19 protein-coding genes are annotated in these 23,836 nt (G+C 49.8%); 12 read left to right on the plus strand and 7 right to left on the minus strand.

What is annotated here, in order from left to right; genetic code table 11:
* The first annotated feature begins 299 nt into the window (after positions 1-299).
* Complete coding sequence (locus ACAW87_RS16670) at positions 300-944, plus strand: TetR/AcrR family transcriptional regulator (RefSeq protein ID WP_370724768.1); 645 nt, start codon at positions 300-302, stop codon at positions 942-944.
* Positions 945-1,034: 90 nt separating this feature from the next.
* Here ACAW87_RS16670 and ACAW87_RS16675 read toward each other — a convergent pair whose 3' ends face one another.
* On the minus strand, positions 1,035-2,330 hold the full coding sequence (locus tag ACAW87_RS16675) for an aminopeptidase P N-terminal domain-containing protein (protein ID WP_370724769.1): 1,296 nt from the start codon (positions 2,328-2,330) through the stop codon (positions 1,035-1,037).
* 140 nt (positions 2,331-2,470) lie between these two features.
* Here ACAW87_RS16675 and ACAW87_RS16680 point away from each other — a divergent pair, with 140 nt between their 5' ends.
* The 5 genes from ACAW87_RS16680 to ACAW87_RS16700 all read left to right on the plus strand — a co-directional run bounded on the left by ACAW87_RS16680 (position 2,471) and on the right by ACAW87_RS16700 (position 7,343).
* Positions 2,471-3,997: a S8 family serine peptidase gene (locus ACAW87_RS16680; protein ID WP_370724942.1), complete on the plus strand. Its 1,527-nt coding sequence runs from the start codon at positions 2,471-2,473 to the stop codon at positions 3,995-3,997.
* Between the two features lie 95 nt (positions 3,998-4,092).
* The gene (locus ACAW87_RS16685) at positions 4,093-4,893 is read left to right on the plus strand and encodes a hypothetical protein (RefSeq protein WP_370724770.1); all 801 of its coding nucleotides are present in this window, start codon (positions 4,093-4,095) and stop codon (positions 4,891-4,893) included.
* Between the two features lie 64 nt (positions 4,894-4,957).
* Positions 4,958-5,629: a response regulator transcription factor gene (locus ACAW87_RS16690; RefSeq protein ID WP_370724771.1), complete on the plus strand. Its 672-nt coding sequence runs from the start codon at positions 4,958-4,960 to the stop codon at positions 5,627-5,629.
* Entirely contained in the window at positions 5,626-6,939 is a 1,314-nt protein-coding gene (locus ACAW87_RS16695; RefSeq protein WP_370724772.1) for a sensor histidine kinase, read from the plus strand. Before ACAW87_RS16690 ends, ACAW87_RS16695 begins: the two co-directional genes overlap by 4 nt.
* A 32-nt stretch (positions 6,940-6,971) precedes the next feature.
* Positions 6,972-7,343 carry a DMT family protein gene (locus ACAW87_RS16700; protein ID WP_370724773.1) on the plus strand — a complete coding sequence of 124 codons (372 nt, stop codon included), beginning with the start codon at positions 6,972-6,974 and terminating at the stop codon, positions 7,341-7,343.
* Positions 7,344-7,358: 15 nt separating this feature from the next.
* Here ACAW87_RS16700 and rfaD read toward each other — a convergent pair whose 3' ends face one another.
* Positions 7,359-8,324, minus strand: a complete 966-nt coding sequence (gene rfaD / locus ACAW87_RS16705) for an ADP-glyceromanno-heptose 6-epimerase (RefSeq protein WP_370724774.1) — start codon at positions 8,322-8,324, stop codon at positions 7,359-7,361.
* A gap of 373 nt (positions 8,325-8,697) precedes the next feature.
* Between rfaD and ACAW87_RS16710 the strand changes: the two genes are divergently transcribed.
* A complete protein-coding gene (locus ACAW87_RS16710) occupies positions 8,698-9,114 on the plus strand; it encodes a 6-pyruvoyl trahydropterin synthase family protein (protein ID WP_370724775.1) in 417 nt (138 codons plus the stop codon).
* 140 nt (positions 9,115-9,254) lie between these two features.
* Complete coding sequence (gene lpxB / locus ACAW87_RS16715; RefSeq protein WP_370724776.1) at positions 9,255-10,379, plus strand: lipid-A-disaccharide synthase; 1,125 nt, start codon at positions 9,255-9,257, stop codon at positions 10,377-10,379.
* On the opposite strand, the gene ACAW87_RS16720 is transcribed toward lpxB, so the two are convergent.
* Together ACAW87_RS16720 and ACAW87_RS16725 are read right to left on the minus strand one after the other, a co-directional pair.
* On the minus strand, positions 10,380-10,973 hold the full coding sequence (locus tag ACAW87_RS16720) for a 1-acyl-sn-glycerol-3-phosphate acyltransferase (protein WP_370724777.1): 594 nt from the start codon (positions 10,971-10,973) through the stop codon (positions 10,380-10,382).
* A gap of 349 nt (positions 10,974-11,322) precedes the next feature.
* Complete coding sequence (locus ACAW87_RS16725) at positions 11,323-14,454, minus strand: protein O-mannosyl-transferase family (protein WP_370724778.1); 3,132 nt, start codon at positions 14,452-14,454, stop codon at positions 11,323-11,325.
* A gap of 619 nt (positions 14,455-15,073) precedes the next feature.
* Here ACAW87_RS16725 and ACAW87_RS16730 point away from each other — a divergent pair.
* Complete coding sequence (locus ACAW87_RS16730; RefSeq protein ID WP_370724779.1) at positions 15,074-15,577, plus strand: Lrp/AsnC ligand binding domain-containing protein; 504 nt, start codon at positions 15,074-15,076, stop codon at positions 15,575-15,577.
* Here the strand turns inward: ACAW87_RS16730 and ACAW87_RS16735 are convergent.
* The 3 genes from ACAW87_RS16735 to ACAW87_RS16745 form a co-directional block, all read right to left on the minus strand.
* Entirely contained in the window at positions 15,562-16,341 is a 780-nt protein-coding gene (locus tag ACAW87_RS16735) for an SDR family NAD(P)-dependent oxidoreductase (protein WP_370724780.1), read from the minus strand. The two genes, ACAW87_RS16730 and ACAW87_RS16735, sit on opposite strands and share 16 nt — an antisense overlap.
* A 106-nt stretch (positions 16,342-16,447) precedes the next feature.
* Positions 16,448-17,263 (minus strand): phytanoyl-CoA dioxygenase family protein, encoded by an 816-nt coding sequence (locus tag ACAW87_RS16740; protein ID WP_370724781.1) that lies wholly within the window; start codon positions 17,261-17,263, stop codon positions 16,448-16,450.
* Between the two features lie 264 nt (positions 17,264-17,527).
* Positions 17,528-19,219 carry a helix-hairpin-helix domain-containing protein gene (locus tag ACAW87_RS16745; protein ID WP_370724782.1) on the minus strand — a complete coding sequence of 564 codons (1,692 nt, stop codon included), beginning with the start codon at positions 19,217-19,219 and terminating at the stop codon, positions 17,528-17,530.
* Between ACAW87_RS16745 and ACAW87_RS16750 the strand changes: the two genes are divergently transcribed.
* From ACAW87_RS16750 to yidC, 3 genes are all read left to right on the plus strand, one after another.
* The gene (locus ACAW87_RS16750) at positions 19,160-19,855 is read left to right on the plus strand and encodes a DUF2306 domain-containing protein (protein WP_370724783.1); all 696 of its coding nucleotides are present in this window, start codon (positions 19,160-19,162) and stop codon (positions 19,853-19,855) included. The two genes, ACAW87_RS16745 and ACAW87_RS16750, sit on opposite strands and share 60 nt — an antisense overlap.
* Positions 19,856-20,122: 267 nt before the next feature.
* On the plus strand, positions 20,123-21,811 hold the full coding sequence (gene pyrG / locus ACAW87_RS16755; protein ID WP_370724784.1) for a CTP synthase: 1,689 nt from the start codon (positions 20,123-20,125) through the stop codon (positions 21,809-21,811).
* A gap of 128 nt (positions 21,812-21,939) precedes the next feature.
* The gene (yidC, locus tag ACAW87_RS16760) at positions 21,940-23,775 is read left to right on the plus strand and encodes a membrane protein insertase YidC (protein WP_370724785.1); all 1,836 of its coding nucleotides are present in this window, start codon (positions 21,940-21,942) and stop codon (positions 23,773-23,775) included.
* Positions 23,776-23,836: the final 61 nt, after the last annotated feature.

Here is a 23,836-nt window from a genome sequence, read left to right on the forward strand (position 1 = left end):
TGCCATCTCTATATTGATGAATGTCCGTGTGATAAATCTTCGTAGCAAAGCTCAGTATCCTTTAGCAACTTTAAAACTTGTCGAAAAGGACGGCCATTTGGGCACTAATACGCTAAAAAAGCTGATAATCACTTCGTTACTTTTCATTATATATGATCTTCAATTTACTTATACGTCCAATTACGCTACTTAAAACAGAATTAATTTTAACGTTACCACTTGGTAACATGAGACTAATTGTACAGCTTTGTCGTGAAACGGATCCTTTATTGAGTAATCATCCCTAAAACAGAGTGACTATGAAGCAAGTAAAACGACGTAATCGGGCCATGACTATGGAGCGCATCTTGCGCGCCATGGGCGATGTAATGGCTGAAAAAGGCACCAAAAAAGCAGGCATCAATGCGGTTGCAGAGAAAGCCGGCGTTAATAAAGTGCTTATCTACCGCTATTTTGGTGGTTGGAACGGGCTTTTAGAAGCATACGTACAGCGCGGTTTTTTCCTCTCGATGTTTAATGACCGTTTCCTCGATACGGTTCCATCAAACCCGGGCCTGGAAGAACGAAGCAAAATCTGGTCGGAATACGTCATTAAAGTTGCTCGCGAATTCCGGAGCCGGAAATCATCACAAGAACTGATCCGGTGGGAGATGCAAAACGGCGAGACCGAACTGGCCCGCCGTCTTTCAGCATTCCGCAATGAGTCTTACAAGAAAATAATCGATAAGCTGGCCCCCTTCCCGGCCTATGATCCTACTGCCCTGACAGCCATTGTATTAGGCGGCGTAACGTACCTGACACTGGTTAGCGACAATCGCAACAAAGTGGTTGATATCGACGTGAGTACCGACGAAGGTTGGGAACGTATCGAGACGGCCGTTCGGCGTATATTCAGCAGCCTAAGCTATGCCCTGGAGGCACAGGAGACAACTCCGGCTAAATAGCCTACCCTACCCCAGAAGTTCTACACAACACACACACAAATTTCAGGCGTGGGTTGATCGGGTAACCTCACCCGATCAACCCACGTTTTTTTATTCATTCATCAGCGTCTCAATCTCGTCGGCTTCCAACGGAATATTGGCCATCAGATCAACGTTACCCGACTCAGTAATGAGGATATCGTTTTCCAGTCGTATCCCAATTCCTTCCTCACGTATATAGATACCCGGTTCGCAGGTAAAAACCATGCCCGGCTCGAAACGGCGGTATTTGTTCCCTACATCGTGAACATCAAGGCCCAGAAAGTGCGAGGTGCCGTGCATGAAGTATTTCTTGTAAAGCGGCGCGTCGGGGTCTTGTTTGGCCACATCGTGCCGGTCAATCAGTCCCAGTTCAATTAGTTCGGCTTCCATGATGTGCCCAACTTGGCGGTGATATTCGTCCCAGATATTCCCCGTTACCAGCATGGCCTGTGCCGCTTTCATTACGCGCAACACCGCATCGTAAACAGCCCGTTGCCGCGCAGTGAAACGGCCATTGACCGGAATGGTGCGGGTCATATCGGCGTTATAATTGGCATATTCGGCCCCCAGATCCAGCAACAGCACATCGCCAGACTGACATTGCGCTGAGTTCTCGATATAATGAAGTACACACGAGTTTTTCCCCGATGCAATGATTGGGGTGTAGGCAGCTCCACGCGAGCGATTCCGCAGGAATTCGTGCATCATTTCGGCCTCAATTTCATACTCCCATACGCCGGGTTTCACAAATTTGAGTAACCGCCGAAACATACTTTCGGTCGTATCGCAGGCGCGCTGCAACAAATCGACCTCGATGGGTGATTTGATGGCGCGGAGCCGATGCATCAATGGAGCCAACCGACCCAATTTGTGTAACGGATACTGACGCTTGAAGTCAGCGATAAACCGATCGTCCTGCGTTTGTACCGACAGCCCGTTGCGGGTATGTTCGTTGGTATTTAGAAACACCTGGTCGGCCTCGAAAATCAGTTGCGTGAAAATGCTCTCGAACTGACTCATCCAGTACACCTGTTTCTGAGGTATACCCGACACTTGTTCTGCCTCAGCTTTAGTGAGTTTATGCCCTTCCCAGATTTCGATGTGTTCGCTCGTTTCGCGAAGGAAAAGCACCTCCCGGAATTTGGGATCCGGATGTTGCGGGAATAATACCAATCGCGATTCTTCCTGATCAACACCGGTTAAGTAAAACAAGTCGTTATTTTGCCGAAATGGCATGGACCCATCTGCGTTGGTGGGCATAATATCATTTGCGTTCAGCAAAGCCATCCCCTTTTCGGGCAGTAATTGAGCCAGCCGCTGACGGTTTTGTGTAAAAAGAGAGTTGTTAATAGCCAAATAGCGCATAAATTCAGTTTACCAAGTAAGGTGTATTAAGTAACATTGCCCCTGCATTTGTTTTCCTCAACCGGTTGCTGGGTACGTTCGGGCCGCAACTTCCGCCATCCAGACTAAAACCGCAACTTTAGCCCATAAAAATTGTGCATATAGCCCGTATACTTCTCTTCCTGTTCGTATCTGTTGCTGCGCAGGCGCGGCCAATTACCTACTGGATTTTACTAACCGGCAAACAGGCCACCGATGCTCCGGCACTCTCGCCTTCGGCGCTCATTAACCGCGCCACCCTGCAATTGCCCATCGACGATACGGACCGGCCTGTTTCGGCAACGTACCTGGCACAACTATCCGAACTTGGCATTCAGGTAAACTGCCGGTCGAGGTGGCTCAATGCAGTATCGGCTACTCTCACACCCGAGCAACGTAAACAGGTAAGTCTGTTACCATTTGTGCGCGAAGTACGGGCGATCGACCCATCCATTACGGTTACGGCACGGTCGACAGATCGGATCAATCAAGCCAAACTGGCGCCGGTCATGTCGCAGATACAGGCGTCGGCCTTTGCTTTAGAAAATCTTACGGGTCGTTTTGTGCAGGTGGGCGTCATCGACGCAGGCTTTTTCGGAGCCGATTCTGTGGCGGTATTAAAACCGATTACGGCCCGGGGTGGCTTCAGGCAGGTACGTGATTATGTTAACCGCCCCAAAACACAAAATAACCTCTTCCGCACGCTCGAAACCATGTCGGACATGCACGGCACAGAGGTATTGGCGGCCATTGGCGGGTATGATCCGGTAGGCAATCTACAACTCGGCCTCGGCTATGATGCCACGTTTTACCTGGCCCGAACCGACGCCGGCAACCGTGAATTCAGAGGCGAAGAAGACAACTGGGTGCAGGCTATTGAGTGGCTCGATAGCCTCGGCGTTCGGTTAGTAAACACATCACTGGGCTACGCTAAAGGATTCAGTAACCCATCCGAAAATTACCAGCCTTCTCAAATGGACGGCCGCACCAGCCTGATTAGTCAGGCGGCACAACTGGCAGCCGACAAAAAGGGCATGTTGATTATCGTTTCGGCGGGTAATGAAGGCGATGACCGAAGCTGGCGCGTTATTAGCACTCCCGCCGACGCCGAGGGTGTCATTGCTGTTGGGTCGACTAACTCGCGCCTTTGGAACCGCATTGGCTACAGTAGCATTGGCCCGGAAGCGCTGGCGTACCTGAAACCAAACGTATCGTGTTTTTCTTTGTATGGCACGTCACTGGCTGCCCCGGTCATTACGGGTTTTGCCGCCTGCCTCATGCAAGCCAATCCCAAACTTACCAATAAGCAATTGCGCGACGTGATTGAAAAATCGTCGCATTTGTACCCCTACGGCAACAACTACGTTGGTTATGGCGTGCCACAGGCATCCCGAGCGCTGGCATTGCTGCGTGGTCAGCCTTTACCCGAAACCGCCCGATCGGTACAGGCAACGGGCAAGACCCTGCATTTACCCGTCAACACGGCGGAAAAGATCATTTCCGTATTCCATAAAAAAGATGCTACCCATGTTTTACAACAGGAAGCCCTGAAGGTGAACAACGGGAAAGTGTCTTTGCGCCGGGCGGCCGATGTGAAACAAACCACCGTTGATCTGAAGACCGAAGTCATTGAGGTCATTTGGGAATAAAGTGGGTATGAAGAAAAATTAATCTGGGCTTCAGGCTGGCCTTATACCGCACCAATAGCTTTGTTTCATAATCACGCACAAATAAGCTATTGACTATGAAAACGAACGCACTTATTCTGACCACAACGCTGGTTGCCAGCCTGCTCGTGTCACCCCTCCTGAACGCCCAGCAACGCCCCGATGGACCACCCGACCGGGAACATGGCCTGGCGATGAGGGGACACGGCAAAAAACGGCCACACACCCCCGAAGATCGGTCTATGGATGGCCGTGCGCAACATGGCCCACAAGGCAAAGGAAGACAGCGGGGCGAAGGACAACGCGGTGGGCTAACGTCGCTGACCACAGTATCGGGTACGGTTGGACAATGGGCAGGTAACGACGATTTTATTCTCGATGGCTTCACGCTGAATACCGGATCGGGAACACCCAGTAACGTGAAGTTCCCCCCGCACCTGGGAACCGAACTTCAGAAAGCCATTAAACCTGGTAGTTCAGTAAGTGTAATGGGCTTTACAGAAACACGCCCCGGTGGCGAAAGCTTCTTCCGCCTCAATAGTGTAACTGTTGGCAAAACCACGATCATGGATACGCCACCCACCCGGCCCGCCACTCCGCCTGTTCAACCGGCTCTGGTAACGGCCACGGGTAAAATCACCGATTACCAACTCGACCGTGGCGGACGTGTAAAAGGCCTGATTCTCGACGAAAAAACGGTCGTTGCTATTCCCGCGCACACGGCTTACCAGCTTACCGAACTGGCCAAAAAAGGCAATACCATTACTGTGCAGGGCTATCCCAGACCAGTTCGTGAAGGGCAGGTTCAGCTCGAAAAACTAACTGTGCTGCGGGCGTCAGTACTGACCATCAACGGACAGCAATACCTGGTTCGCTAATCATCCACAACGTACCTGAGCGGTTATCGACCATCGCTCAGGTACGTTACCATTCACCAGCTACGTGAAAATTTTAGTCATCGAAGATGAGCGCAAACTAGCTCGGTTTATCAAGCAGGGTTTAGAACAGCATGGTCACATCGCTGATTTATCGCATTCAGGAGCCGAAGGACTCGACCTGCTGGCGGGCGGGCTCTACGATCTGGTATTGCTTGACTTGATGCTGCCCGGCCAAACCGGATTCGAGGTACTTCAAAACCTTCGCGCCTTTGACCTTCGTGTGCCGGTCATCATCATGTCGGCGCTGAGCGACCCGGATAAGGTCGTTCGCGGCCTTGACTTGGGTGCTGTAGATTACCTCCGAAAACCATTCGACTTCAGTGAATTGCTGGCACGAATCCGAGTGACTCAGCGCCGAAATACATCGGGCGAAGAAGTAGTGCTGCGGGTTGCTGATCTAGAGATACGGCTGGTTACCCACGAAGTAATCAAAGGCGGGGTTTCGCTTGCCCTGACTAACCGTGAATTTGCCCTGCTCGAACTACTCACCCGCCGGGCAGGTCAGGTCATTACCAAACACGAGATTGCTGAGAAAGTCTGGGATATTGACTTTGACCGGGGTAGCAATGTGATTGAAGTACACATATATCAGCTTCGCAAAAAGCTGGATGCGCTGGGTACGACGGGGCTGATCGAAACGCTTATTGGTCGGGGTTACCGCCTCAAAAACGCATGAGCCTGCGCAGCCGCATCGTTATTGCCGTGGCAACAGTGTTTGCAAGCATCAGCCTCCTGGCTGGCTTATTACTGCTGAACCGGGCCGAAAACAGCTTAGAACGGGCATTTGACCGGGCCGTTCAAACGCGGGCCGAATGGCTTTTATCGATGGTCAATGTTGATCCGGTAGTGATTCCGCTGCCCATCGATCAGGAACGGATGCTGGTGGTTTACCAAACGTATGACCAGAGCCGCCAGTTATTCAAAAGCCCCGGCTTTCCCAATACAACCGCCCCCCGACGAAATAGACTTCCGGTACAGTATACATACCGGGCCATTACCATTCAGTCGACTAGCGATCAGTTTTCCGACGGTCAGCTCACGCTTAAGCTGGCCGTTCCGGACGCCAGCTTACGGCAAGACATTGAGCAGTTACGCTGGATGGCTGGGTTGGGGTGGCTGCTCAGTTTACTCATCGCTTTTGGCACAGGTTATCTGGCGGCGGGCTGGTTGTTGCGTCCCTTAAACGCTATTATCGATCAGGCCAACGACATCAGCAACGCCACCGAAAGCCAGCGAATAACATTACCAGCCTCACGCGACGAGCTTTATCAGTTGACCGATACCCTGAACCAGATGTTAGAACGTATTTGGGAGACAACCGAACTACAGCGAAATTTTTTTGGTGCGGCCGCCCACGAGCTACGTACCCCATTGGCCATCATGAAAACGGGTCTTGAAGTAACGCTAAACAGTAACGAGGTCGACCACCTCATAAAGCCGTTTCTGACCAGCCAACTCGACGATGTAAGCAGACTGGCCCGGTTGCTCGATGAATTTCTTGCCCTCAGTCGCCCCGAATCGTCGGCGCGTTCGCTTAACGTCACCGACGTAAATCTGGCTGGCCTTCTTCGGCAGTGCGTTGATCAATTAACTGTTCTTACGCTCGATTATGAGGTGACGATCCAACTCATACTGGGCGAAGATGCCGACTTACCCGTGCTAACCGATGCTGTCAAGCTGGAACATATTCTGCTGAACCTGATCGAGAACGCCATCAAATACGCAGTGACAGGCAGTACAATTACTGTGCAGACAATGTACCTGATCCAGCACACAATCAGCGTTCAGAACCAGACCGCGCGTGAAAGCGGACCAACGCTCGATTTATTACAACCCTATTTCCGGGCCGATCCTCTCAAAGAAGGGCACGGATTGGGCTTGTGGATAAGCCACCGATTAACTATGTTACTGAATGGTCAGTTATCATTGAACTGGCAGGCATATACGTTCACTAGTGAACTGACGCTTCCGGCCAACAATCACTAACTTACCTTCATTTTAAGGCTTCTCTGTTTCCGATGAAAGGACTTTATTGCGTACTCCTGCTGGCGCTTTCGAACGTATTTATGACCCTGGCCTGGTACGGTCATCTGCAACTAAAACAGTATCCCATGCTAGCCAAACTATCTGTTTTTGGCATCATCATGCTTAGTTGGGGACTCGCTTTTTTTGAATATATTTTTCAGGTACCCGCCAACCGTATAGGCTCGGAAGAAACGGGCGGGCCGTTCTCACTCTTTCAACTCAAAACCATTCAGGAAGCGGTTTCACTCACCGTGTTTACGCTAATTACCGTCTATTTTTTCAAGACAGATAAATTGGCCTGGAATCACCTGGTCGGGTTTGTTTTCCTGGTTATTGCCGTCTTCTTTATCTTCAAGAAGTGGTAACGTACCCAGCCGAAACTAGAGATATTCTCCCTTTGCCAAGTAATTCTGTACGTAGTCAGTAATGCCCGCTTCGAGGCTGTGGAATGGCTTTTCGTAGCCAATTGACCGCAGTTTGCTCATGTTGGCCTGCGTGTAGTACTGGTATTTGTCACGAATATCGGCGGGCGTGTCGATGAAATCGATTTGGGGCTCCCGATTCATGGCGGCAAATGTGCTGGTGGCCAAATCCAGGAATGGACGGGCGGTGCCGCTACCGAGGTTGTAGATGCCCGAGTTTCGCCGGTGATGCATCAAAAACAGACACACATCAACCACATCTTTCACATACACGAAGTCGCGCATTTGACCGCCATCCGTAAAATCAGGGTTGTGCGAGCGGAACAACTTCATGCGGTCTGTCTTACTGATCTGATGAAACGCATGAAAAATGACCGACGCCATCCGGCTTTTGTGGTATTCGTTCGGGCCATACACGTTGAAGAACTTCAAACCGGCCCAAAAAAACGGTTTACGTTCCTGCGATAAGGCCCAGATATCAAACTCGTTTTTCGACTCGCCATAGGGGTTTAGCGGCTTCAGTTGCGGAATAATCGACTCATTGTCGTCATAACCAAACTCGCCCAGGCCGTAGGTAGCTGCCGATGAAGCGTATACCAGCGGAATCTGATAATCAATGCATTTCTCCCAGATTTGCTTGGAGTAGGCGACGTTTAGATGCTCGAATATAGCGTAGTCGAACTCGGTGGTGTCGGTGCGGGCACCGATATGAAACAGAAACTCAACTTCCTGATAGTTGGCATCGAGCCAGCTAAAAAACTGCTCACGCTCAACGAATTCCTGAATCTGTTTACCCTCCAGATTTGGCTTTTTGTCCGGGTTCGAGAAGTCATCGACAGCGATGATATAATTAAAGTTTTCAGCGTTTAACTTATCAATTAAACAGCTACCGATAAAACCGGCAGCCCCCGTCACAATAATCATAGAGAACTTCTGTTAAACGTCTGGTCGATGGGTATTACCGAAAAAGGCCGTACAAATATTAAAATTGGACTGTAAAGGTACGGGCTTAAAAAAAAGGAAACCATAACGTATTCTTTTAATAAATAGTACTATTTAAAGATATAGACCTTTTTATGACCGAAACAAATGGCCCTTATGCAGTATACTGATGCTTACAAGTCATTAACAATAACATCATTGAATAGACGACACCGACTCTTCCAGAGAGTGAACATGGCTTAAAACGTGTTAACGCATTCAATTGCATTTTACCACTGTCGGACAAAAAAGCCGTACTTTTGTGCCATCAATCAGTCGGCGTTATCTGGTAACCGCCGTAAACTAACCAGATAAAATGGTATACATAAGTCGCAAAGAACATTTCAACGCTGCCCACCGGCTGTTTAATCCCAACTGGTCCTACGAGCGTAACAAGGAAGTATTTGGCCCTTGCGCCAACCACAACTGGCATGGTCATAACTTTGAACTAATCGTAACGGTAAAAGGTGAACCCGACCCCGACACTGGTTTTGTCATCGACCTGAAAGTGCTGGGTGATGTCATTAAACGAGAGATCATCGAGCAGTTAGATCACAAGAACATTAACCTCGACGTTCCGTTTATGCAGGGCAAAATGGCGAGTTGCGAAATTCTGGTAATGGAGATTTGGCGTCTGCTCGAAGCGGCCCTCTCTCCCCTTACCGAAGCCCGCCTCTACCAGATCCGCCTCTTCGAAACCGAACGCAACTTTGTTGATTACTACGGCGAATAGACCAATTAAGAGTTAAGAGTTAAGAATTAAGACGGTCCGCCGTTGCGGTTGCTCCGTTGTCAGCAGAATATGCTCATTAGCGAAGCAACCGCAACGGCGGACCGTCTTAATTCTTAACTCTTAATTCTTAACTCTTCAAAATGACCTACTACATAATTGCTGGCGAGCGGTCGGGCGATTTACATGGTGCTAACTTGATACGGGCTATCCGCTATCACGACACCGAGGCACAGGTACGTGCTTGGGGTGGCGAACAGATGGAAGCTGCCGGGTCAACACTGGTCAAACACTACCGCGATCTGGCCTTTATGGGGTTCTGGGAAGTAGCCAAAAATCTGGGCACTATCCGTAAGCTTATGCGCGACTGCCAGGCAGATGTACTGGCTCACCGCCCCGACGTGCTCATTTTGATCGACTATGCTGGCTTTAACCTGCGCATAGCTAAGTGGGCTAAGCAACACGGCATTCGGGTTTTCTATTACATCTCCCCCAAAGTGTGGGCGTGGAATCAGCGGCGGGCGTTGAGAATTAAAGCTAACGTTGACCGGCTGTTCGTGATTCTTCCCTTCGAAAAACCCTTCTTCAGTAAATACGACTATGAGGTCGAGTATGTAGGCAATCCCTTGCTAGATGCGCTGGCCAACCACGAACCAGACCCAGCATTGATTGCCCGGTTTAGCCAGTTCGACAAGCCATTGATTGCACTCTTGCCGGGTAGTCGCCGTCAGGAGATTACGGCCATTTTACCGATCATGCTCGAAACAACCCGTCGGTTTCCTGATTATCAGTTTGTGGTGGGTACGGTCAGTAATCTGCCCGATGATCTTTATGATTTGTTGTTAGCTGATTACCCCGCCGTAGAAAGAGTCGCCGATTCAGCCTATGACATATTGAAGGCCGCCACCGCAGCGCTGGTTACTTCGGGAACAGCTACACTTGAAACGGCTTTGCTGACAATTCCACAAGTGGTGTGCTACCGAACATCATGGCTCAGCTATGTTATTGCCAGCCGCCTGATTGCAGTGCCCTATATCTCTCTGGTGAACCTGATTGTTAATCGCCCGCTCGTTACCGAATTGATTCAGGACGATCTAACACCGGAGCGCACAAGTAATGAACTACGGGCTATTCTCCCTGATGGCGCACGGCGTAGCGATGTGTTAGCAGGATACGCTAATTTACAACAAATTATGGGCAGGGCAGGTGCTTCTGATCGGGCAGGCGCGGCGATGGTCGCTGCACTCCGTCAGATGCTTACCAGTTAACTACTTTACCGCTGAAAGCGCAGTTGGAGCCGGAATCTCGCCAGTTTTCTCCCAGTTATGCAGCCACGTTTTTTTGGGTTCAGCCAGATCGGAAAAGAACTGGTAAAAAGGCAGCATATCGCGCTGATAGTCGCCCGTAACGTACAAAGGCTCGCTGAGTACGATGGTTTTGCGTGTCCAATCGAAACCGACCAAAATGAGGGGTACGTTGGCTTTTTGGGCCATGAAATAAAAGCCGGTTTTCAACTTGCTTACATCACTGCGCGTGCCCTCGGGCGTCACGCAAATATGCAGCACATCGTGGCGATTGAATGTCTCGGCCACACTATCGACCATGTTGTTCGATTTGCTGCGATAAACAGGCGTTCCACCCAACGCTTTGAACAACCACCCACTATACCAGGTAAACAATGAACTTTTGGCTAGAAAGCCAACATAGCTACCCACCTCGTGCCTAATCCAGAGCCCGATCGGAAAATCCCAGTTGGTGCTATGTGGTGCTACTGCCCAAATAGCCTTAGGTACCGTTGGCCAGGGACCAACAATTTTCCAACCTAAGAAGTGGTAAATTCGGGTAAGCAGCGCGCCAAGCATAGAAGCGAAAAGTTGATAAGGGTATTAAAAAGCAAATGTCTAAAATTCACGCCTGAAAACAACAGGCATTGAACTTTAGACATTAAACTGTTGAACTATCCTAATAATTCCGCTCTTTGCTCACGAGCCAACGGCCTGTGATATAAGAAGCGACGAGCAGCACGGCGTAGAAAATCAGGGTGCCGATGGTTGAATAGGTATCGTGTGTCATGACTATCGAAACGTAATGTAAAGCAACTTTGGTGAATGTACCTACCCCTGCAGAGATCAGATACGTACAACTGATTTGTCACAAATGATTGGGCACAAAGATAAAAACAAAACAGGCCCCGTGCGGGGCCTGTCCAGATTAATTACCAACGATTGACAAGTGCTTTTGCAACAGGTCTTCGTATTTTTTAGATAACTGCGGCTGTTTAGCCTCTTTGTAAGCCTCTGCCAGCATTTGCAACCCGTACAGGTCGGCATTGGTTTCACCCACAGTTCGGCCTGTTTTTTCGTAATAAGTCAGATTCTGATCGGCGCGGCGGCTCATGGTATCAGCAATGTGGGTGGCCTGTTTGGTATCACCCAGTTCAAGCAACAAGCGGACATAACTGGCCGATACCTGATCATATGGAATGCTCTTGTCGGGCAGTACACTCAGGCTCCGGTCTAATACCTGCTTAGCCTGGGCAGTTTTACCTTCCCGCATAAGCTGATCAGCAAGACGGAAGAAAGCAATCCGGGCCGATACAACAGGAGACCCTTTGAAAGTTTCATCGTAGTAGGTATTCGGATTGTTCATTTCGCGCCATGCCATTTTGGTCATCATGTTTTTATACATGACGTCGCTGTTAACGTACCCATCCTGCACACCGGGAATGGCAACGGGCATCAGTCGGTAGGCATAACCTTCCAGTTGCATATGATCGCGCAGGTTCAGGTAGCTTTCACCACCCAGCGTAGCCGAGAAATACATCGGCCGCTCCCAGTTGTTGGCTGCGATCATATCGAGAATGATCAGGTCAGGTTTATACAGATTGCGCTCACCGATTGTCCATTGAAGGGTATCTTTCAGGAACGGGCGCAGGTTGGCAGGCACAAAATTGGCCTTGTCTACCGCCGCCTTGTCGATAGGCAGGAAGAGTGTAGACGATGGCAAGGTGTTGGCCATTTCGCCGGTTGTCAGCGGCACCTGAATGGCAGGGCTTCCCTGTTTGATGAGGCTGATATACTGACGCAGATCAATACCACTCTTCACCGACGGGTTGGCGTAGTACAGGACGATGTCGTTTTTACCCTTGTTGAACTGCTCCATTTCCAGCGAGATAGGCAGCGCTTTCGACTCGTAGGTATCGCGCTTCATCTGCTGAATGTACCATTCTGTCCCTAGCAGACTCAGGTTACACACCCGAACATCGGTACGAATGCCTTCTACTTCCTGAGCGTACCACAATGGAAACGTGTCGTTATCGCCACCGGTAAACAAGATCGCATTGGGGGCACATGAATTCAGCAGGTTCTTGGCAAAATCAACGGAATGGTACCGGTTCGAGCGATCGTGGTTATCCCAACTCTTCATGCCCATCATCAGCGGTACCAGCAGGAAAACGGCCGGTACTAATGCGTTGCGCACGGTGGCGTTTTTGATGAACTTGTTCATGCCCTCGGCAATGGATGTTACGCCCATGCCCACCCATATGGCGAAGAAGTAGAACGAGCCGACATAAATATAATCCCGTTCGCGGGGCTCAGAGGGAGGTGAATTCAGGAACACCTGCAGGGCAATACCAGTGAACAGGAATAGCAACATCACTACGATGAAATCACCGCTCCGCCGAAAAGCCTGGTATACAATGCCGAGTAGCGCCAGAATCAGTGGCAGCATATAGAAGTTATCGCGGCCTTTGTTGGTTTGCAGAATTTCAGGCAAATCACTATTGCTCGAGAAAGGGGTCAGGTAACCGGCTCCTTCGATGTCGCTTTCGCGACCGGCAAAATTCCACATCAGGTACCGTGCCCACATGTGGCCAAGCTGATAGGTAATAAAGAAATTAATGTTATCACCGAATGTGGGCTTCTGTCCTTCTGCCAGGTTCAGCCAGCGGCGGTAGAGTTGCGGGTGGTTTTGTTGCGTGCTCCAAACGCGAGGGAACAGCATCTGATCGCCCTTATCGTAAGTATATACCGGCTTGTAGTCGAAAATTTCATAGCCGGTTTTGTTCTTCATATACACCGGTTCCAGCTTGCTTTTGTCGCTTTCCTGACCGGTTGGCTCCGCCGTGAAGATTGGGCCGTAGGTTAGCGAGCGGCTACCGTACTGTTCCCGTTTCAGGTAAGAGATAAAGTTCAGCGCATCGCTCGGATCATTCTCATTGATGGGCGTATTATAGTTTGACCGAACCAGCACCTGAATGAACGAGGCGTACCCGATCAGGACAAAGGCAAACGCCAGCAATCCCGTGTGCAGTGCTACGTTCCGTTTCCGCGCCGACCAGATGATCAGGTAAATCAGCGCGCTGAAGAAGACGACCACAAAAGTGATGACACCCACGTTGAAAGGAAGACCCAGCGTATTAACGGCAAAACGCTCAACAGCAAACGCTGAACTCGGCAGTCCCGGAATTACCCCGGCATTGATCACACCGAGATAGGCCATCCCAATACTGAATGAGAGAATAACGCCCCAGGTAGTTGGCTGCGTGTATTTGGTGCCTGGCATGGTACGCATGACCATGATAAAAGCACCGACCAGTGCTGCCATGTAAATACTACGCATGATCAGGCTTTCGAGCAATACCAGCCCTAACATCAGCATAATGCCCAGCAACAGAGTAGCTACCAGGTCACGGGGCGACAGGCGGCTGTAATGTTTATAGTAAAATAACAGCGCCAGCGCAGGCAGTGTAACCAGGTTCAGTAAGTGAACACCGATTGACAAACCAGTCAGGTATGCGATCAGCAACACCCAGCGATTGGCAGTAGCTTCGTCCTTAATTCGTTCCCAGCGAAGGGCGGCCCACACAACGATAGCGGTGAAGAAAGACGACAATCCATATACTTCAGCTTCGACCGCCGAGAACCAGAACGTATCAGAGAACGTGTAGACCAAAGCACCAACGGCACCCGAACCAACAACCAGCAGTGCATCGGCGGTGGTGTAGTCAGCTTCGGCTTGCGGTAGCGTTTTCTGCACCAGCATCGTGATCGTCCAGAAGAGGAACAGGATCGTGGCCGCGCTCGATAGCACCGACACCATATTGATCCAGTAGGCTACTTCTGTTACGTCGCCAGCGGCTAAAAAGGAGAAGAGGCGGCCAAGGAGAAGGAAGAAAGGGGCACCGGGTGGGTGGGGCACCTGTAGTTTATAGGCACAGGCAATGAACTCGCCACAGTCCCAAAAGCTGGCAGTACGTTCAACGGTTAAAGCATAGGTAATCAATGCCACCGCGAAAATGACCCAGCCAGTCAGGTTATTCAGGCGTTTGTAGGAAAGCATGTTTGTGTAGGGATTGAACTTAAAGAATGCCCAAAAATAGCGAAATAAGCGCCAACGGGGGCTGTTAATTATTCCTAAACAACAGCTAAGTCCTCTGTCTTCGGTCTTCTGTCCTCAGTTGCGCCGCCATAAAACGGACCTGACGTTAGTAAGCAGCGCAACTGAGGACAGAAGACCGAGGACTTAGTTGCCTGCTTTGAAACAAACAACGCCGGCCTCAACTTGAGCCGGCGTGTCATAATTACACTTCATCAACAAACTAAAAACCAAAAAGCTGTAGGAGGGGGACTCGAACCACCCACGGTGCGGTTAGCTACAGTACAACATCTGGTGGTCAACCCCAGTCGCTCCGAAGAAACGAATTCCGCAAAGCGGCATTATGCTGCGTTTATCCCTTATCACCACCCCCGAGACAGGAGGGCACGTCTGCCAATTTCGACACCCTACAATGAAAACAACGTCTAGTCTATGCATCTGGGCGTCTCAACTCCCTGATCAACTTGACAATGCAAAGATAAAGGAGCTAGTAGTTTCGTTGCAAGTATTTTATAAAAATAACTCAATATTTATGCTTTAGACAAAAAAAGGCTATTTTTGTTAGCAATTCATCAAAATGACTATGGAAAAACCGGCCAAAAATTTAGAAATTGATAACGTTGATCTAAAAATTCTAAATCTGCTGATGCAGGATGCCACTATGGCGTATACCGAGATAGGCAAACGTATCTTCGTATCAGGAGGCACCGTGCACGTACGCATGAAGAAGATGGAAGATATGGGTATTGTACGTGGCTCACAGCTTATCATCGATCACACCAAACTAGGCTGGGATATAAGCGCCTTTCTAGGTATCTACCTCGATAAAAGTTCGCTGTACGAAGAAGTGGCCGAACAACTCATGACTATTCCCGAGGTAGTGAACATTCATTACACAACCGGCATTTACAGCATCTTCGCCAAGATCGTCTGCCGCGACACCATGCATCTTCGACAGGTATTGCACGATAAAATTCAGAAAGTGGGGGGTATTCAACGAACCGAAACATTCATTTCGCTCGAAGAAAGCGTCAACCGCCCCATTCCATTTACCGAAGTAGCCATGGCCAGTCAGGATTCTTTATAGATCTTGTATGCCGTTTTCTCAACCAACCCTTTTGGGAGTAGCCATGCCGCAAAAGCACCAAGTTTGTTGATGCCACCCGTAATCAATTCAGCTTTTCCGGCCAGCATGGCCGCTACCGACTGTTTGGCAACCGCCTCGGGCGTCATCGTGATTTTCTTCGCCGCTTCCCGCGCCTTCTGATTAATCTGCGCCCGGTCGTTGAAACCAGTATCAGTAGCACCGGGGCTGATGCAGGTCACGCTCACCGACGTGCCGGCCAGTTCATGATGCAATCCCCGACTGAAATTCAGCACAAACACTTTTGTTGCCGCATAAAGGCTCATACCCGGTAATGCCTGATAGGCCGTTGAACTGGCAATATTGAGTACGTACCCACGCGCCTGCCGACGGAGTTCGGGCAAAAATAGTTGGGTCAGTTCAACCAGGGAAGTCATGTTCACCTGCATCATGGCCAGGTTGTCGCTTACCGAGTACTGTTCAAACTGTCCACTCAGTCCATACCCCGCGTTGTTCACCAACACCGATACGTCATACTGGTTGGTTTTGCACCAGTCGAACACTTTCTGAGGCGCTGTTGAATCGGCCAGATCAATGGCTAGTGAGTAGACCTTTACCTGATGATCACTGGCTAACTGACTCGACAATGACGTAAGCTGATCACCTGAGCGGGCTACCAACAATAAATTATACTTGCGGCGAGCCAGTTCGGTGGCGATAGCCAGACCGATACCCCGGCTGGCTCCGGTAATGAGTGCGTAGGACATAAAAAAAGTTTGTGGTTTGTTGTTTGAGGTTTGTAGTTGCTTCGCTTATTGGCAGAGCAACTACAAACCTCAAACAACAAACCACAAACACTTAATTAGATATACTTTAAATATTCACCTTCTGAATGAAGCGGTGATAGAATGGGGTTTTGCTGAATTCGTTCTTCGGCTTGTACTTACCCGTAACTACAGGTACGTACATGACCCGCCGGCGGCTAGCTTCTCCCATCAGGGGCGACTGCTGTACGCGGTGCCAGATACGGCCATCATGCACCGTCAAATCGCCTGCCTGAATATCAAGACCCACTTCGCGCGGATCGGGGTTATTATCAACAAAGTACTTTTTGCCGAACAGCATACGGAATGTGCTCTGCTTGTGGGTACCAGGCAATACGCGAAGACCACCGTTCTCCATAGGGCAATCATCGAGGTGAATGCCTACATTCAACATCGGCATGATGCGCTGACCAAGAAAAATGTCGCGGGGGCTATCGGTATGCCAGCCCATTTGTGAATATTGGCTGTTTGGGGTGCGAACGTAATTGTTCAACACTAATCCATCTTTCTCGTTTTCACCCATCCGGCCTTCAAAGGGCTGAAGCAGGTCGACCACCGTTTGTAGACGGGGGTCTTGCAGGAATTCATGCAACACCTGACTGGCATGCGATAGAAAACAAGACCGCTGAATTACCTTATTACCGGCTTCGTCGCGCCCGAACTTTAGGGGCACGCCATTTATTTTGTCCCGGCCGTCGGCAAGCCACTCCTGCTCAATTCGGGCCAGTTCGCTTAAAAATAGCTTTACAGTATCACGGTTCAGGAAGTTCGGGAAAATGATTATTCCGTGCTTATCAAAAAAATTCTTCTGTTCAGCGGTGAGGGTATCGCCCAGTTCAAACCTGGGGCATTGCAGTTTTCTCATATTGGCGACAGTTGCTACTGTGTACGATCAAGGAAGCTACGTACTAAATTTTGGGGTCTAAATTAAGGAAACTAAGCCAGTTCAACCAAACACTTTTTATATGAATGTTCGTATTTCAGGATAAAATGCGCTTAAGCATGGCCAGCGTGTAATTAAGCGCACAAAGTTTATACAGAAAATTTCATGCGTTTCTTTAAATACGATTAAATCAAAAATAGGTTCGGCTGTAATAGTACTTTTTCCAGTTTTCGACTCCTGCTTTAGCTACTTCGCAAGGTATTCAATTATTTGGTTAAGCGGTAACGCGTTAAACGTCATCGATTGAATTAGCCCGCCTTTGCGGGCGGCGTTAACACCATAGTGCATATCCAGCAATCCACGCATCTCGTGGGCGTCCGGATTGATGCTCAACAGCACTCCTCGGTTCATGGCATACTCGATCCAGCGCCAGTCAAGGTCGAGGCGATACGGACTGGCGTTTATTTCGATCACAACCCGGTTAGCCGCACAGGCATCAATAATGGCCCGAAAGTCGAGTGGGTACCCTTCGCGAGCCAGTAACAACCGTCCCGTCGGGTGCCCAAGTATGGTCGTATACCGATTTTCGATGGCTTTCAGTAAGCGTGCGGTTGCTTTTTCCTGTGTCATCGTCAACGTCTGATGCACCGAGGCCACCACATAGTCAAAAGAAGCCAGTACATCGTCGGTATAATCCAGTGAGCCGTCGCCCAGAATATCAGATTCTATTCCCTTCAGAATACGAAAGTCAGTTCCTGAGGCTGCATATTCGGCATTGAGGGCATCGATTTCCAACTGCTGAGCCGCCACTCGGTCGGGCGTTAGTCCACCAGCATAACTGGCCGTTTGCGAGTGATCAGCAATTCCAAAGTACTGCAAGCCCAATTCACGTGCATAATCAGCCATTTGGCGCAGTGTATGTTTGCCATCCGACCAGGTACTATGGTTATGCAACGTACCCCGAAGATTATCCCAGGTGATTAGCTGATCGGGTTGGTAGCGTTGCGACCACACGAAAGCCTGCTGGTTCTCGCGCATTTCGGGCACTACAAACGGCAAGCCTGCCTGCGCGTAGATGGTCTCCTCAGTTGATCCGGCCGAAGCGGTCATGGCACTTTGAAGCAGCGTTTTGCCCGTGGGCCCTATCTCGGCCAAATGCGCTTCCGTTGCTGACCGGATAAACAATTGCTGGTCGAACTGGCTGGCTGGGTACGTTATGATAGCCACCTGCACATCGGTACCTTCAGCACGGCCGCGCCAGATGAAGGGCGACGACGCGGTTACGTCCTGCCTAAGTCCGGGCTTTGCATTCAGGTATGTTTGCACCGTTACCGGGTCTTCCGACTCGACAAGCAGTTCTACGGTATCCACTTCAATAGCCCGGTAACGTACCTGACCGCTTACCTCTACCCTACCTAACGCGGCCAGTTCATCACGAAGCTGTATGGCCAGTCGATCGGCTTTGTCCATCCGCACCTTACCTGATTGACTTTCCAGGAAATCGAGGCTATCGAGAATATTCTGCTGAATCTTTTCGCCGAACCCTTTGATGGCCGCCACCCGTCCTGTTTCGCCCGCCTGCCGCAAATCGCGCAGGGTTTCAATGCCCAACTCATGCCAAAGCGTTTTTACTTTTTTCACGCCCAGGCCCTTAATTCGGAACATATCGAGCACGCCGGGCGGTGTTTGGGCAAGCAGTTCATCGAGTTCAGCCATGTGGCCAGTATCGACAAACTCCCGGATCTTGGTGGCTACCGTTTTACCAATGCCCGGTAGTTTAATCAGATCTGCAACCGTCTGTTCAGTAAGGTCGTCGGTTAGTTTTTCAAGAGAAAAAGCCGCGCCTGAAAACGCTTTTATCCGAAACGGATCCCCATTGTGGAGTTCCATCAGACGAGCGGTCAGTTCAAGACTATCAATTATATCAGAATTCGTCATGCTCAGTACACTATTAGACCCGCAAAATACGGCATTCGTCGGAAAGCGCTGGTGCTCCCCCCGGTCTTCGGCTATTTTCACACCGATCTATTTCAGCACGACTCTCGAACGATGGCCAATTTTATTCATTCTCCCGTTGGTGCCCTGCATGTTGGTGCTGCCGTTGTTGCTCTACTTCTGGGCACGTTGGTTTTTCTGAACACGAAAGCAACCCAACGCCACAAGCGGCTTGGTTATGCCTATGTTTTTTCGATGGTCGTTCTAAACGGTACAGCCTTTCAGATCTATGCCCTGTTTGGCCGGTTTGGCCCATTTCACTACATGGCCATTTTTAGCCTGTTCTCGATTATGGCAGGTACGTTGCCCGTCATATTGAAACGACCAGCGGGTGGTAGCTGGCTCCAACTGCATTACTACTTCATGAATTGGTCGGTAGTTGGCTTATACGCTGCTTTCTGGGCCGAAACCTTGGTACGCTTCTTCCCGATGCGGCAGTTTTGGCCGGTGGTTGTGTTGGCCACAATCAGTACAACACTGACTGGAAGTTACCTGATACGAAAGCATCAAAAACGCCTGCTGTCGGCACACCAAAAGCAAATCATTAGTTTTAACCAGACCGATCATGAACTGCTATAGTGTATTCCCGCCAGGGGCTTTCCTCGGCTGATTGTGTTGCCTATTCATCGGAGAAGCCGTTAAAATGTAAGTGGATGCGTTGATTTTTTTTAGAGATGACGTTCAGTATGTCTGGGCCTTTCACACTCAGTCGATTGAGCCGGATCAGTGGCCCGCTAAATAGCTCTGATAAAATAGGTCTGCCCATTATTTCCGAAGGTGCTTTCCTTTTTCCTGCCCGCTTAGTAGTATCTTTATACCCCGTAACGCTTCAACCTGATTATCCTTATGGCGGCAACGGGCACCAAATCTGCGAGAACTTCCGCGAAATACATATTTGTTACCGGCGGGGTAACATCATCACTTGGAAAAGGCATCATCGCCTCTTCTCTGGCCAAACTGCTGCAATCGCGCGGCTTATCGGTCACCATTCAAAAGTTCGATCCATACCTCAACATCGATCCAGGTACGCTCAATCCGTATGAACACGGCGAGTGCTACGTAACTGACGATGGCGCCGAAACAGACCTTGACCTGGGCCACTACGAGCGGTTTCTGAACACACCGACGTCGCAGGCCAACAACATTACTACCGGGCGGATCTACAACAACGTAATCACCCGCGAACGCAAAGGCGATTTCCTCGGCAAAACCGTTCAGGTAGTGCCACACATCACCGACGAAATCAAACGCAACCTTCGTCTCCTCGGCGACTCGGGTGAGTACGATATCGTTATTACCGAAATTGGCGGATGCGTGGGCGATATTGAATCTCTGCCCTTCATCGAGGCCGTTCGTCAGTTCAAACATGAGTTGGATGAACACGACACACTGATTATTCACCTGACGCTGGTTCCCTACCTGCAATCAGCGGGCGAGCTAAAGACCAAACCCACGCAACACTCAGTGAAAATGTTGCAGGAATCAGGCGTTCAGGCCGATATTCTGGTTTGTCGGACAGAGCATCCACTCCCGATGGACATTCGGCGGAAAATTGCCTTGTTCTGTAACGTGCAGGTCAACTCGGTGATCGAAGCGATGGACGCTGAAACGATCTACGACGTGCCCCTGCTGATGAAGAAAGAAAAGCTCGATCAGCGGGCGTTGTATATGCTCGACATTTACAACGATCAGGATTCGGATCTGGAAGCTTGGAAAGGTTTTCTGAATGGGCTAAAAAATCCAACCCACGAGGTACGTATCGGATTAGTTGGTAAGTACGTTGAACTGCACGATGCCTACAAATCGATTGCCGAATCGTTCATCCACGCCGGCTCGAAGAATGAATGCAAAGTACATATCGACTGGATTCAGTCGGAAAACCTGGCCGATGAAGCGGCCGTTGAAGATCGTCTGCGTGACCTCGACGGAATTCTGGTAGCGCCCGGTTTTGGCGAACGGGGGATTGAAGGCAAGATTAATGCGATTAAGTATGCCCGCGAAAATGGTGTTCCTTTCTTCGGGATCTGCCTCGGTATGCAGTGCGCCGTGATCGAGTACGCCCGGAACGTGCTGGGTCTGGCCGATGCCCATTCGTTCGAGATGAACCCCGAAACGCCGCACCCGGTCATTAACATGATGGAAGACCAGAAAAAAGTGGTGAATATGGGTGGTACTATGCGGCTGGGAGCTTACTCGTGCAAAATCAAGAAAGATTCACTGGCTTATCAGGCTTATGGTAAAATGACCATCAGCGAGCGCCACCGGCACCGGTATGAATTCAACAATGCCTATGCCGACCAATTCGAGAAAGGCGGAATGCGCGCTGTTGGAACAAACCCGGAAACCGGATTGATCGAGATTATTGAATTACCCAAACATCCCTGGTTTGTGGGCGTGCAGTTTCACCCCGAACTAAAAAGCACGGTAATGGCCCCTCAGCCCTTGTTTGTGCAATTCGTGAAAGCCGCTATGGCCTTCTCAGACCACCGGCAGGCCTACGCAGCCCCCGTCACCAGTGAAACCCTTGTTGGTTAAGCGGGCGTATTGGCGTAATTTTGCAGCTTAATGTTGTTCAACGTTCAACGTCCAATGGTTAAAGCACATTGGCCTTGAGCAAAGCACTTTAGACATCGGACTTTGAACGTTGAACTTTACCCTATAGAATGGATCGCAATCAACTAATTGGCCTGTTACTTATTCTGGCCATGTTTGTCGGCTACCAGTACCTGGTACCAAAACCCGCACCGGAGAAGAAACCGGCTCAAATAACCAAAACAACAACACCAGCACCAGGTAGTACCACTGTTGCGGCTGCCCCACTCGATTCTGCTGCTGCTCGAACTAAGTTCGGCGATTTTGCTACTGCCGCAACCGGCGAGGCACGCGACATTGTTGTTGAAAACCCCGAGGTGAAAGTGACTTTCAGCACACAAGGAGGCCGTGTTAAGGAAGTGTTGCTGAAAAAATACAAGACATTCGACGGAAAACCTCTTCTCCTGATCGATGCCAAAACCAACCGAACAGCGCTGGAATTACCAACCCAAACCGGAAAAGTAGACCTGCACGGCCTGTATTACCAAACTACCGCCCAGGGGGGTACCGTTACCGGCCAATCGCAGGTGATCTCCTTTAAAGCCGACGTAGGTAATGGGCAGTCTATCGAGCAAACGTACACCGTACCGGCTACCGGCTACACCATTGATTATGCGCTGAAAGCGAACGGAATCAACAACGTACCCGGCAATGGTGAAGTCCGTTTTCTATGGGAAGACCGGATGCCACAGTTTGAGAACGACCTGAGCAACAATCGGCGCGCTGCTACCATTAACTACCTGACTACCAACGAAAATTTCGACCAGCTGGCCGAAAACGAAAGTAGCAATGAAGCTGTAGTGACCGATCCGGTTCAATGGTTCGCGATCAAACACAAATACTTCCTGTCGGCTTTCATTGCTCAGAACACGCAACTCAACAAAGCCAAATTCCAGACCGTTGTTGACCTTGCCGATAGCAGCACCGTAAAAACGGCTATCGCTGACGTGAGCATTCCAATGGCTGATATCAAATCGGGCAAAGGGCAGTTTCGTTACTACTACGGACCCAACGATTTCCAGATCATCAATGAAGGTGTTGCACCCGAATTTGATCGGAACATTTACCTCGGGTATTCAATCCTGAAACCGATTAACAAGTACTTCTTCATTCCGGTATTTCACTTTCTGGAGAAATTCATCGGAAACTATGGCCTGCTGATTTTCTGCCTGGTGGTTTTTGTGAAGCTGGTACTGACTCCGCTGACGTACAAATCGTATATCAGCATGGCCAAAATGCGTGTGTTGGCTCCTGAACTGGCGGTGATTAAGGAACGTGTGGGCGACGACATGACCAAGCAGCAACAAGAGCAGATGAAACTGTATCAGGAAGTAGGCGTTTCGCCCCTGAGCGGCTGTATTCCTGTGTTGGCCACCATGCCTATTCTCTTTGCGCTGTTTCAGTTGTTCCCGAACCTGATCGAACTCCGGCAGAAGGAATTCCTGTGGGCTCCCGATCTATCGACCTACGACTCGTTTATCAAGTTTGGCGTTACCATTCCATTCGTAGGCGACCACCTGAGCTTATTCACGGTGATGATGACCATCTCAAGCATCGCTTACGCGTACTACAATAACCAGACAACGCCTCAACAGCCCGGTCCGGTAAACATGAAAGCGTTGAGCTACATCTTCCCGGTCATGTTTATGTTCGTGCTGAACTCATTCCCGGCGGGTTTGACCTGGTATTACTTTGTATCGAACGTGGTGACTATTGCGCAGCAACTGCTCATTCGGAACTTTGTGGATGAAACCAAGCTGAAAGCAACGCTCGACGAAAACCGGAAGAAAATTGCGGCCGGAGGTGGTAAGAAATCGAAGTTTCAGGAAATGCTTCAGAAGCAACTATCGGCCGCTGAAGAAGCCCGCAAGCAAGCCGATGAAGCCAAGAAACGGGCAAAAAAATAAGTTTTTCGTGTTTTTGTTGCCATAGCCGATTTGATTCGTCTTAATCGCATAGCAACGAAAA

The organism is Fibrella aquatica (genome assembly GCF_041321135.1).
GTDB classification, from domain to species: Bacteria; Bacteroidota; Bacteroidia; order Cytophagales; family Spirosomataceae; genus Fibrella; species Fibrella aquatica.